The organism is Acidianus sp. HS-5, assembly GCF_021655615.1.
Lineage (GTDB): Archaea > Thermoproteota > Thermoprotei_A > Sulfolobales > Sulfolobaceae > Acidianus.
The window spans coordinates 1,664,465-1,677,191 of record NZ_AP025245.1; the positions used below are offsets into that span (position 1 = coordinate 1,664,465).

Here is a 12,727-nt window from a genome sequence, read left to right on the forward strand (position 1 = left end):
ACATACAACGTTAAAAACTATTAATCAAAGAAACGTAATATATATTATTCTTTTATTTTTTCCTTGATATTTCTCACAAATATTAACATAAAGATTTAAGTATAAGTTATTGAAAGTATTCATATGGGATTATTTTCGTTCGGTAAAAAGTCTACTACACACAGAAATCAAGTAAAGATCTTATTTACTTCCGATCTCCACGGGTCTAACGTTGCGTTTAAGAAATTCCTCAATGCAGGAAAGATGTACAAAACCGACGTGCTGATAATAGGAGGTGACCTTGCAGGAAAAATGCTAATACCGATAGTTGATCTTGGAAGCGGAAAGTTTGATGTGCAAGGAGAGATAGTTGGCAAAGAAGGTTTACAAGAAGTTGAGAATAGCTTAGCAAACAAGGGAATATACTATGGTGTTATGGATAAGAAGGAGTTTGACGAAGTTCAAGAGGATAAGAGAAAACAAGATGAAATATTTAAACAAGCAATGGTTGAAAGAGTGAAGGAATGGGTAAATATTGCAGAAGAAAGACTAAAGGATACCGGAATACCGCTTTACGTTAATTTAGGTAATGATGATCCTGAGTATTTATTTGAAGTACTGAAGCAGAGTGACGTGATTAAAATAACTGAAGGAGAAGTTGCTGATATTAAAGGTTACGAAATGCTGACCTACGGTTACGTTAATCCTACTCCTTGGAATACTCCAAGAGAAAAAAAGGAGGAAGAGCTATACAGAGATTTAAAGAGCTATTTAGAAAAAGCTAATCCAGATAAAACAATAATAAACTTCCACGCTCCACCTTACGGAACAAACCTGGATAACGCTCCACTTTTAGATAAGACTTTGAAACCAGTAGTTAAAGGTGGTGAATTAGTATTTACTCATGTAGGTTCAACTTCAATAAGGAAACTAATAGAAGAATTTAATCCTTTACTTGGACTCCACGGGCACATTCATGAATCTAGAGCTTTTGATAAGATAGGGAAAACAATAATACTGAACCCAGGAAGTGAATTTAGTGAAGGAGTACTCCACGCAGCTTACATTGTATTAGAAGACGGGAGAGTTAAAGCTCATCAATTCATAATAGGATAAACTACCTTTTATACTCATTATTTTCCCTTTTTTAACATAACTTCCTTCTCCAATTCTTTCTCTATCTCATTAAGATATTCATCTATGAACCTACCTTCATCGTCTATAATATTAACTCTCCAAGGGTCTATTACTCCTTTCTTCATCAGCATTTTTATTTCCTTGAATATTTCTTGGGCCTTAAAATTAACCTCCTTGTATTCCTCCAATAACAAAATTAACTTTTGGTTTAAATCGTCTTCCATATTTATATGTAATAACTAAGAGCTTATAAATATTTAACTTAGAAAATTGGAATATACAGAGATAAAATAATTATAAATCAATTTAATAGACTTTAGTATCATCAACTTTCACGATACTTTTAACCTGTGATAGTATTTCCTTACCATTTTACGCTAGGATATATGTCTTAATCCTAGGTACGTCACTTTCATGAGTGAAAATAGTTAGGAATATTTTATAGCAATTTCCCAAAAGTTTCGGTGAAAATGAGGTGAATACATTCAATCTCTCTAATAAAATACAAAGTTATTAAATAGATAATAATAGTTAATATCTTGTTATGGAGTTTTTATGTAGAAGACGATAAAAAGTTGTACTTAAATTATTATAAATGTAGTACAACAATTTATCGATAGAAATAGGGAGTTAAAATTCCTAGAAGTATAAAGAAGACAATGCACAATTAATAATTATTTACGGTAAGAGAAGGATAGGGAAGACTGAGTTAATAAAGCAATTCATAAGAGACAAAAAGGCGATCTACCATTTATGCACTTCTGATGGAGTTTTAAATAACATGAATTCACCAAAGGAGAAATTTGCAAAATTTACTGGAAAAACTTTAGATCGCTTAACGTTAACTTAGATGAGCTGTTAATTTATTTTGGTGAAGAAGTTAATGAGAGAGTAATCCTTGCACTGGACGAGTTCCAGTATTTAATGGAGAGCAATAAGAGTGTACTTTTGCTTGTCCAGAAGCCAGGAACCAGAAGCTAAAGGATACTGGCTCCAGCATTGGTATGATGGAGAACGAAGTATTATCCAAGAAGTCCCCTCTTTATGGTAGAACCAAGAGCTGGAAGGTTACCCAAATTCCTTTTCCTTACCTTTCTCAATTCTCTCCTGAAAAGGGAATAGAAGATTTAATTATGGAGTATAGTAGGGAGAGTCCCATTTTATATTCTTCAGCTAGAGAAAAGCAAGAGTGTTGAGGAGAATATAAGAGAAAAATATTGAGGAAGGAAAACATGCTTTACGACGAACCGATCTTCCTTCTAAAGAGTTTAGGGAACAGAGGGTTTACATGAGTATATTAAGGGCTATTTCTCAAGGGTATAATACAATTTCAAAAATATCAGAGGTAACAAGAATTGATAAAGGCAACTTGACAAGCTATTTAGACAGACTGGAGAGAACGAAATAATAAAAAGAGTAATTCCTTACGGCATGAAGAGGGGGTGATATGAAATTAAAGATGATTTCTTCGACTCTTGGTTTAAATTCGTTTACAGTAATTTGAGTGACCTTGAGATAGATAATGTGGAAGAAGCGATGAATAGGATAAATTTAGATAGTATTATTCGTTTAAATTTGAGAAGCTTATGAGAGAACTTATTAAAGAGAAAATTCTTGTTGATCTTCCATTTAACTATGTAGGGAAATACGTCCACAAGGGAGAGGAAGTTAATATAATTGCTGAAGGTGACGATGTAATATTCTTAGGAGAAGTAAAGTGGTCTAATAACGTTGATGCTAATGAACTTGTTGTAAAAATGAGGAGGATAATGGCTAAAATAAATGATAAGGGCAAGAAAGAGTATTATGGAGCGTTTGCAAAGTCTTTCAGGAGATGCGAATGAGTTATGTGCTATGATTTAAAAAAGATCGAAGGAAGGTGAAAAGTGATAAAAGAGAGGAGCAGTTTCATCGTGGTTAATAATACAATTTCTTAGACTGTTTAAGTATTATAACAACGTTTTTCCTAACAGGATCGATTATAATAGTTACTGATATAGATCTTAAGAAACTCAAAGAATATCAGAAGTGTTATCAAAGTATCCAACTTCTCTAGGCAAATACGTTGATACTGGATATTAAACAACTACCTGCACAACTATAACTATTTTAAAGCTACTTAGGTATTATACTTTCGTGAAGAGGGCAATAGTAGTAGGAAGCCTTATGCTTACAATATCACAGTGGTATTCATTCTTCCTAGTTTCACAACTTTCACTATTCATTTTCCCCATTGTTTCCGGAGTAGTTATATTCGTCCTAGGTTTTATAGGCAGACCTTTAGGAGGTATAATATTTGGACATATAGGAGATAAAATAAGCAGAAAAACTGCACTATTTTTAACATCACTTTTGCTGATACTCTCGTCGATCCTAGTCATTATCCTTTACAGCTGTTATTCAGTTCTAGCTTTCAGATTATTCCAAGGCTTAAGCTTAGGCGGAGAGTGGGGAGGTGCAAGTACCGTATTAATAGAGTCTTACAGCTCATCTAGATACAGGGGATTTATTGCGAGCATTGTCCAACTTTCAGTGCCTATCGCAATAATCTTATCCTCTACCACTATATTCGTCCTAACGCTAATTAACCTAAGCCTGTGGAAGTTCTCACTAATACCCATAATTTTGCTTACTTTGCTCTCTACTTACTTAATTAAAGACGTGAGTATTTCCGGAATGCATATCTCAAAAAAATTACCTTTAATAGAAGCAATAAAGCACGATTGGAGGAACATACTCAAAGGTATAGGAATAAAAATAAGCGAAAGCGCAATCTTTTACATTTTCACATCTTACATTTTCTCAAAAAATCCCTCAGCTTCTACGCTAGTTACCTTATCAATTTCTCTCCAACTATTTATGATTCCTCTTTTTGGTTATCTAAGCGATATAATAGGAAGGCGGAAAGTCATTATAATAGGAGTTCTCCTAATTATACCTGGAGCTATACTTTTCCCTGGATTAGCAGGAGAGTTAATTTTATCATTATCCGACTCCGCACTTTATGCACCTCAGTCAGCAATACTGACTGAAATATTTAATAGGAAATACCGCTTTACCGCATCAAATTTCTCTTACCAGGTTGCAAGCCTAATAGGAGGTGCTTTAGTTCCTAGCGTTTTAAGGCTAACGAACTATCCAGTAGTGCTAGTTGTGCTTCCTTACGTGATAATAACCTTGGTAAGCGTTATTCTAGTTAAGGAAACTAAGGGAAGGGAAGTCTAAGAGTGTCTGGGACGCCGACGAGATCATCATAAACGACTAGCATGATATACCTTCATCCCCGTTTGATTATAGTTGTTATCACTATCATGAAAGCTATGAAAGACATTAGGAAAGCAAAGATGTAAGCGTAAGAAAAGCTTATTTGGTAAAGAAATCCCATAGCTGAATTTCCTATTAGTAGTCCTATACTCCTTCCTAAAGATAAAGCACCCATTGAAGTCCCTACCTCGCCCCTAGTAAGCTTTGATATAATTGTAGGTTCAAACGTTTCTGTAGATGCTACCGCAATACCCATTACCGCTGATAAGGGATAAATTCCTATTAAACCAAGAGGAGAAAGGAAAGCAAAGCCTAGTGAAACGAGAGATGCTAATAAATAACCTAAAAAAGCTAAAGCCTTATACTCACTTAACTTTAGCTTACCAAAAACGTAACCGAAGATTGCTGAAGAAGCTAAAAATATTCCGTAAGTTATTGTCGCAAGGTAAAGCTTGTGAGTAAACTCCGCTGTAGTAATTATAGGAAACCCAAAACTATATTGGCTGAAAGCAAAAAACATTGTTGAAATTACTATTATCCATCCCTTCCTTACCATAATTTTAGGTTTCCCCTTTCCTCCTGCCTTAACCAGAGCTAGGAAGATTGTAGAGATTACTAAAGGTACGGCTGTAAAAAGTAAAATTACAGTAGCCTTTATTCCTAAGTAAAGTGCTATGCTCAAGTAAGTTACTGCCAGTGCAGCTCCTCCTATGTCTAATGCGTGGAGTATTCCGTAAGCTTCAGACCTCTCACTTTCCGTAGTAACTTCACTTACCATTGCCCTCCTAGCAGGAGTCCTAAAGTTCCTGAACCACCAACCTAACATAAATAGAATTAAAGCCTCAACATAGTTTACCGCTAATCCCGTAAATGATAAAATAATTATGAGCGAATTTCCCAACACCCCTATCTTCTTCCTGCCGTATTTATCAGCTAAATAACCTCCTAAGAGTGACATTAAGCTTCCTCCGCCGTAATTTAATGACTCAGCAATTCCGTAAATGAAAATGGGTGCATGAAAATAAAATACTAAGATAATTGGAAAGGAAGCTACTGCCGCTTGATACCCTAGGTCTGCAAAGAATGCTGAAAAAGAAATTTTGAGTACTTCTCTCCTATTTGTAAGCATTGATTAAAGATAAAGATGGCTATCTATAAATTTACTGAATTCTCACTTCTTCATAAAAATCCTCAATGTCTCCTCTGAATAATAACCATGAGTCAGTGAGCCTTTTATCTCGGGTTGATATTTAGGTATTACCCAGTACTTCATTAATGGAAGATAAATTACTCCTGATAGTAGGAATGACAAAATCCAAGCGTTATCTAAGGCAATACTCTCACCTGGATATGGTAGATAAATTATTGCTGAAATGATGAGAAAAGTTATTACTGCTGCAGGGTTTATTCCTTTCCAGTATTTAAACCTACCACTACTTAAGAATACATCAGCAAGGTCGAACTTGAACCTCCTAATTATTGCATAATCAAATATTATTACTCCTTCAACGCTTCCTAATAGACCTCCGTAAGTTAAAAGCCAATTATTTATATAGCTGTAAGCATTACCGTAATAACTCCAGGCTCCTAAGGCTAAGCCTATGGCAATTAAGATAAGAGAGCCCCTAAACCAGGTTAGATGCTTTGGGAAAGTGTTAGCTATATCATAAGCCGGTCCTACTGCGTTAGCAAAGACGTTAACTAAGAAGGTTGCTAGCATAAATCCTAATAATATTAATATGCTAAGAGGAGAAGGCATATGTAGAGAAACTAAAACTATAGGATCCCATATTGGTTGTCCGTAAAGTTCCAGTGAAGTTGCTGTAGTCATTGTAGCTAATACTGCAACAGCTAACATTAGGAAAGGCATAGGAATTTGCCCTATAGTCTGGGAGAATTGATTTTTAGCAAACCTAGTATAGTCAGGCATTGTTAAAGCCATTGTTGCCCAAAATGCAATATTAGCATTAAGAAACGCTAATATTGATAGTAAAGAAGCGTGAGTAGAAGGAGATAAACTAAAGAGATTTACAGACCAGTTAACTTTGCTCATGAAATAAAGCCATGCTGCTAAATAAGATAAAAGGATTATTGGGCCTCCTATTCTTGCAAGCCATTTTAATATAGGCTGAGATTTAGTCACTGGAGAATAGTAAAACACTATGATCTGCAGAACTATGACAGCAACGAAAGTCCCCCAGAATATTTGTGGGAAGTCCTTACTCAACACAAAAGGATAATCAGAATAATGACTTACAGTATAAGCTACAATGTTCAATTTCCCAGTTAAGATAGCATACATGGCTGTGGCAGCCTCAGTAATTATATAGCTCTCTATTCCCCACCAGCCCGCACCTATTATTGCCCTTATCCAGCTTGGGAAAATTGCACCGTAAGTTCCCCATCTAGATCTGGTTAACTGGGGTTCTGCTAGCCCATATCTAGCCCCTCCATGAGATTGAATAATCATCGGAATTAGAACTATGAGATTCCCAAGAAATACGAGAAATATTGATTGCAGAACATTCAATCCCATTACTATCCCTATACTCGCTAGAGTCCAGCTTGGAATTATGAAGATCATTGAAGTCCATATTGAAAAATAAGTGATAGGACCCCAATTCCTATTCTTTACCGGCACTGGATGAACGTCTGCGTTCCATAAGAATTTTTCATTTGGGAATACTTCCGTTAACTCAACTTGACCTTTCTCAGGATAAAACCTCGTTATAGAAATCCTGTCTATTACTTTCTCCATCTCAGCCCATAATGAAAGATCTACCAGTTATAATGTTTATCGCTCTTAAAGAGCAGTAATATATACTGCATTAGCCAGGCGTTCTGTGGAGTAATTGTATCTAAGCGACGTTAAATTTACCTTTAATTCGATGCTGATTCAGAGTTATAAAAGCTGATGGGTTTAATACCTAAAAATTAACGTCCGTAACGAAACATTAATGAGGTAAAAACTCATAGAAAATTAGCTTAAGACTTTCAACTCAACAGACTGAGGAACGTCTAACATTGATAAAAATAAGGAGACTGGTATTACGTTCTCTTCCGCCTTATCCTTGCTCAAAATGTAAACCTTTTTCATTCTACCGAGGATTTTCCTTTCAGCCTTAACGTTACCGAACTTTACATCAAAGCCTATAAGCTCTTCACCTTTTATTACCGCATCTACCTCTCCCTTAGCTTTAGTATAAAAAGTGTCATAAAGTCTAGATAAATGAGATATTACCACGCTCTCAGCTATTCTACTTTCCTCCGGAACGTTTGTCATCGTCCAAATGGAAAAAGACCTATAAATGAAGGGGTCAATGAAATAGAATTTCTTTTCCTTCCTACTAAGGACGTTTCCTTGTAAATCTACCTGCTCTAATACCTTAAGTAAATACAATTTCTGGAGTAATTCAACGTAACTTATTGCAGTTTTCACAGTCCCTACGCCGAAAGACCTTGACAAGGTATGGTAACTGAATTCGCTAGAAGTCCTTTCAATTATCCCTTTTATTGTAAGCTTGAAGAAAGTCTCACTCCTCTTTAACTTGTTCACCTCACTAACTATGCTAGAGATGAAATCATCTATTGTGCCTTCACTTACTTTACCGAATTTCACGAAGTCCCTTATCGCGTTAGGAAAACCTCCAGTAATTAGATAGTCCTCAAATAGGTCGTTGAGCTCACTAACTAGGTGAATGTTTTTCATGAAATTTGATAGCACGAAATCTAATCCGCCTTTTTGGACTTTAACATTAAATAATTCTGCATACTTTGAAAATGACAATGGCAACATTAATAGATTTTTACCTTTACCTCTTCTTCCTGGAAAAGTTTCTATTTCCCTCTTTGCCGACATGGATAGAGATCCCGTAACTACTAAAACGTCGTTCTTGAAATCTCCTTTATCTATCCTGCTCTTTAATGCCCTATACCACTCTCTAGGATAAGTTATCTCATCTAGGAAAATAAATGATGAAGAAATATTATTGGCTTTTCTAAATTTAATATACTCCTCCAGTACCTCGTCCAGTTCCTTATAATCTGCCAACCTGTCACAGGAGAAATAGAAGATTGCCTTAGGATTTGCGTTCTCCTCTAATAACTTCTTTACTAGAAGTATCAATGCTGTGGATTTGCCTACTTGTCTTGGGCCGAAGATGAAATTTAGTGAGTATGGAGATAAGCTTACTTTATCGATAACATCCGGAGTCCATTTAATTTCTGCCTCATTGTACTTCATATATAACTCTACCTCTGTTAGCCTATCCTTTGAAATCCACCAAGGGTTATATTCTTCAATCATTGTGTATTCAGACTCCACAAGTATTTAAAAAGATTGTTTACTCAGACTCCACAGAAGCTTAAAAATCTGAACAGCTCTAGAAAAACGTTAATTCGATACGTTAGAATTAAAGGAAATTCGTCAAATCAGTTAAGTAAACTATTTATTTTAAGGTGGTAAATACTCAATTCGCCTCGGAGTCTTGATGAAGGGGTAAACCCTGGAGCTCTAGTGTAAAACCGGGGCAGATGAAGGGGAAGGCTTATATAAATCCTTAATATACTGAAGACAAATGAGAAATTATGATGGAGGAAGAATTTGCTAAATTTCTTGAAGAATATGCTGAATATTTAAAGAGTAAACCACCATTAATAGACATTCCTCTTTCTCCTAAAGAGTTGCTAGCAGAGGCTTCCAGGATAAGGGCTAAATCCAGAGTTAAATTAGAAGGTGGAAAGATTGTTATTTACTTAGATAACGGTAAAACGGAACATTGGGCACACCTTGAAGGAGAAATAATAATAACTTTTGATAAACTTTACAGACCTTTGAAAGTCGAGATAGAAATAAAGGATACAATGGATAGCGAAAAAGTACTAAAGAACTTAAAGAACGAGAAAATTTCTGATATAGAATTTTTAATAGATGACGGATTTATTGAAATCTACTTAGCAAAAGGTGATGCAGAACATTGGGCACACCTTGAAGGAGAAATAATAATGGCATTGGACGAGTCATACAAACCGCTAAGGCTTGAGATAGAAATAAAGGATACAATGGATAGCGAAAAAGTACTAAAAAATGCTGGTCTTCTCTCCTCATCTTAAGAAGCACCTAGAGGATATCAATAATTACATGAGGAAATTTAACACGGATGTAGATCCTTTAGGACAGGAAGTTTTATCTTTCCTAGAAAGAGTAAAAGGTGTACAACAGGTCCCTAATCTGAGGTTAGGAGAAAAAGAAAGATGGAGAGTTATAGTACATTTTGACCCTTGTGCCAAAATAAGGTACGTAATAGCCAAGATTGATGATAAATTGATACTTGTTACTGCACATCCTGATCCGGATGCTGAAAATTTTATAGAATTCAAGTGAATATCTCTGTTATTTTAACACTTCACTTGAGAATTTAAGTGAAAGCTCGCCCGATTATTGCAAACCCTTAGTTACTAAGGTTTTTAATGACTAAATCTTTTACATATTATGGACAAGTTTGAGTACCTTGAAGATTTAAATGACGAAAGGACTAAGTCCTTCATAGAGAAGGAAAATAAGAAGACCGAAGAAAAGCTGGGCAAAAGAGCAAAGGAACTTTACCCGAGGCTTTTAGAAATTTACAGAGAGCCTTACGTCCTTAGCATGTTTGCATACGACGAAAATAATCCGGCAATCTTACTTTATGGAGAGAAAAACCAAGTACTTTTAGGTAATAAAGTAATTTATACTCCGCCTAAAGACTACGTAGCATCTCTAATCTGGAAGGTTTACAATTCTAAGGAAATAGGAGTTAGCGTACAGAAGAAGGGTAGCGATAAAGTTACAACATTCCTAATTTCCGAGAACAGCGTGAAGGAACTCGGGGAAATGGTGGAATCTCCGTTCTATTTTAAAGGTGAGCTATGTTACGTTAAGAGCTACCGTTATTCTCCACCCCCTGACGGAGGAGAATATCCTACAGATAGAGTATTTTGCGGAGATGAAATCGTTTACGGTAAAGATTTGAAACCGGGAGAATTCGTGTCAATCAGGGTATTTAACGACCTTATTACATTAACTAGGAATAAGGGCTGGAGATACAGCGAGCTTTACGCAGGTGAAGATTTTAATTCCCTAAAAAAGATTGATGAAGGCGAAGTAATAGATGTTATTGATTACGTTAACGGTTTAATTTACCAGAAGAACGATGCAGTATACCTCGACGGTAAGAAGATTCTACAGTTGGATTATCCCGTACTGGGAGTGTCCTCTTTAAAAGATTCTCTGGCAGTTGAAGTTATAAAGGACTATAGGACTCCTTTACTCTTTTACGACCTTAAAGGTTATAAGATAGGAGAAGAAAATCACGACAATGTAGAGTTTATGGACAGCGAAGGGTCTTCCCTATTTCTTGTAGAAACCTCCTTCAATTATAAGTTTAGAATATCTAGAAAGAAAGGAGAAAAGGAAGAGGAAGTAATAATGCAGTACGGTAATTACGACGTGACGGTTAAAGACGTATACATAAAAGGTGACGTGTTACTTCACGGCTTTCTACTTTCTAAAGTTAATAACCCTAAGGGTGTTATAGTTTACGGCTACGGGGGATTTAGAATTTCTTTATTACCATCTTTCCCAATGTCTACTAGAGTTCTGTTAGATGAAGGATATTCTGTCCTTATAACAAACTTGAGGGGAGGTTACGAGAACGGAGAGGAATGGCATAAGGATGGAATGTTGCTCAATAAGAAGAACGTATTCAAGGACTTTTCTGAATTTCTAATGACTGTTAAAATGATGGGAGGGAAGACTATTGCAATGGGTGGAAGTAATGGAGGACTTTTAGTAGGTGCTACTGAAAATGAGTACCAAGACCTTATAGACTGTGCAGTAATAGGTCATCCTGTTCTGGACATGTTAAAATACGATAAACTTTACGTTGGAAAATATTGGGTTGAGGAATACGGAGACCCTAACGATCCAAAGTATAGGGATTACCTACTCTCTTACAGTCCTTATCACAACTTAAAGAGGAGCTTACCAAAGACTTTTGTTTACACTGGAATTAATGATGATAGAGTTCACCCGGCTCACGCTCTAAAGTACGTTGCTAAGTCTGAAGAGCTGAGTAATGACGTTATGCTCTTTGTTAACGATTCCGGCCATTCAATAGCTGATCCGGAGTCTGAAGCTAGGGAGTACTCTTATGTTATAGCTTTCATTGAGGAATGTACATCAAACAAATAACTTCTTTGCTTCAATAAGCATTTCTTCTACCTTTTTTATGGAGACTCTAACGTCCTCCACGGAATATTTTCTCTCGTGAAATCCCCATACATGCAAATCGTAACCAGCATTCCAGCCGTCTAAAACCCAATAACCCAGTTTTTTAGAAAGCGTTTTGCTAGCCTTGCCTAACAAGTAGGTGTACCATCTGCCTTCTTTCAAAAACTCCTGGTATTCCTCGGTCTTAAATTTTTCTGCTAACGCCTTCACAACTTCTTCGGCTACTTTGTAAGCTTTCTCTGAGGCTTGAACTGCGTCACCTTTTTCAGCATACTCTTTGCTTTCCTGCATATACTTTTCAGCTAAACTTATTCTTTCCTTACTACTATCTTCAGGATCTTCCTTACTTAAAATATCAAGTAAAGCTTCAGTAACATCAACTCCTTTTTTCTCTAGCTTTCTTATTACTTCTTCTAACGACATTCTATTTTCCATTTTTTATCTCTTCGATATTAACTTTTTCTTCATCTATAGTCACATAAGGAGTCTCTCTATACACTTTAGCAACAACGTGAGTACTAGTCCTTTCAACTTCAGGCATATTTATCAATTTTTCTAGGAAGTTCTTCATAAAATCTTCCCTATTCTTGAACCTAGCCAATACTACGAAGTCCATATCTCCTAGTACAAAATACACTCCCCATACTCCAGGCAATTGAGAAAGTTTTTTACCGAGGCTTTCGTGATAGTCTCTCCCATACCTTGCTCTTACGGTGGTAATTACTAGATAATCCAGGTTTAAACTTGATGGATCTACGTAAGTAAAATATCCTTTTATTACTCCTGTTTTCTCCATCTTTTTAATCCTGTAAGCTACTGTAGACTTTGGAACTTTCACTTCTTCTGCTATCTTTTCTAAAGGATATTTTGCATCATTTTGAATCAACTTAAGTATCTTTAAGTCTACTTCATCTACCATATTATTAGAGGAGTAATTTAACTTTTATACATTTCGTAGGTATGAATATTAGACCTTGTGCAAATTACTTCCAATATAGTCGTAAATTATACAGTAATATAAGGGACTAATCAAGATTGTTATATATTTTACAACCTATCCTTTAAAACATTTAAATT

13 protein-coding genes are annotated in these 12,727 nt (G+C 35.7%); 7 read left to right on the forward strand and 6 right to left on the reverse strand.

The features are described 5' to 3' along the window. Positions 1-123: 123 nt before the first annotated feature. Positions 124-1,095: a metallophosphoesterase gene (locus HS5_RS08825; protein ID WP_236751031.1), complete on the forward strand. Its 972-nt coding sequence runs from the start codon at positions 124-126 to the stop codon at positions 1,093-1,095. 17 nt (positions 1,096-1,112) lie between these two features. On the opposite strand, the gene HS5_RS08830 is transcribed toward HS5_RS08825, so the two are convergent. Further along, positions 1,113-1,340: a hypothetical protein gene (locus tag HS5_RS08830; RefSeq protein ID WP_236751033.1), complete on the reverse strand. Its 228-nt coding sequence runs from the start codon at positions 1,338-1,340 to the stop codon at positions 1,113-1,115. Positions 1,341-2,123: 783 nt separating this feature from the next. Between HS5_RS08830 and HS5_RS08835 the strand changes: the two genes are divergently transcribed. The 3 genes from HS5_RS08835 (at position 2,124) to HS5_RS08845 (ending at position 4,341) form a co-directional block, all read left to right on the forward strand. Next, complete coding sequence (locus HS5_RS08835; protein WP_236751043.1) at positions 2,124-2,312, forward strand: hypothetical protein; 189 nt, start codon at positions 2,124-2,126, stop codon at positions 2,310-2,312. Positions 2,313-2,702: 390 nt separating this feature from the next. After that, positions 2,703-2,960 (forward strand): DUF234 domain-containing protein, encoded by a 258-nt coding sequence (locus HS5_RS08840; protein ID WP_236751044.1) that lies wholly within the window; start codon positions 2,703-2,705, stop codon positions 2,958-2,960. A gap of 322 nt (positions 2,961-3,282) precedes the next feature. Continuing rightward, positions 3,283-4,341: an MFS transporter gene (locus HS5_RS08845; RefSeq protein ID WP_346729565.1), complete on the forward strand. Its 1,059-nt coding sequence runs from the start codon at positions 3,283-3,285 to the stop codon at positions 4,339-4,341. A gap of 52 nt (positions 4,342-4,393) precedes the next feature. On the opposite strand, the gene HS5_RS08850 is transcribed toward HS5_RS08845, so the two are convergent. From HS5_RS08850 to HS5_RS08860, 3 genes are all read right to left on the reverse strand, one after another. Continuing rightward, on the reverse strand, positions 4,394-5,509 hold the full coding sequence (locus HS5_RS08850; RefSeq protein ID WP_236751046.1) for an MFS transporter: 1,116 nt from the start codon (positions 5,507-5,509) through the stop codon (positions 4,394-4,396). A 42-nt stretch (positions 5,510-5,551) separates the two neighbouring features. After that, entirely contained in the window at positions 5,552-7,138 is a 1,587-nt protein-coding gene (locus HS5_RS08855) for a cytosine permease (RefSeq protein ID WP_236751047.1), read from the reverse strand. A gap of 222 nt (positions 7,139-7,360) precedes the next feature. Beyond that, positions 7,361-8,686 carry an ATP-binding protein gene (locus tag HS5_RS08860; RefSeq protein WP_236751049.1) on the reverse strand — a complete coding sequence of 442 codons (1,326 nt, stop codon included), beginning with the start codon at positions 8,684-8,686 and terminating at the stop codon, positions 7,361-7,363. Between the two features lie 281 nt (positions 8,687-8,967). Between HS5_RS08860 and HS5_RS08865 the strand changes: the two genes are divergently transcribed. The 3 genes from HS5_RS08865 to HS5_RS08875 all read left to right on the forward strand — a co-directional run bounded on the left by HS5_RS08865 (position 8,968) and on the right by HS5_RS08875 (position 11,611). Next, positions 8,968-9,492: a hypothetical protein gene (locus tag HS5_RS08865; protein ID WP_236751051.1), complete on the forward strand. Its 525-nt coding sequence runs from the start codon at positions 8,968-8,970 to the stop codon at positions 9,490-9,492. Positions 9,493-9,520: 28 nt separating this feature from the next. Further along, the gene (locus tag HS5_RS08870) at positions 9,521-9,763 is read left to right on the forward strand and encodes a hypothetical protein (RefSeq protein ID WP_236751052.1); all 243 of its coding nucleotides are present in this window, start codon (positions 9,521-9,523) and stop codon (positions 9,761-9,763) included. A 108-nt stretch (positions 9,764-9,871) separates the two neighbouring features. Further along, positions 9,872-11,611 (forward strand): prolyl oligopeptidase family serine peptidase, encoded by a 1,740-nt coding sequence (locus HS5_RS08875; protein ID WP_236751054.1) that lies wholly within the window; start codon positions 9,872-9,874, stop codon positions 11,609-11,611. On the opposite strand, the gene HS5_RS08880 is transcribed toward HS5_RS08875, so the two are convergent. Next, positions 11,600-12,073: a PaREP1 family protein gene (locus HS5_RS08880; RefSeq protein ID WP_236751056.1), complete on the reverse strand. Its 474-nt coding sequence runs from the start codon at positions 12,071-12,073 to the stop codon at positions 11,600-11,602. The genes HS5_RS08875 and HS5_RS08880 overlap by 12 nt on opposite strands. Position 12,074: 1 nt before the next feature. Then, complete coding sequence (locus HS5_RS08885; RefSeq protein WP_236751058.1) at positions 12,075-12,569, reverse strand: Lrp/AsnC family transcriptional regulator; 495 nt, start codon at positions 12,567-12,569, stop codon at positions 12,075-12,077. Positions 12,570-12,727 lie beyond the last annotated feature (158 nt).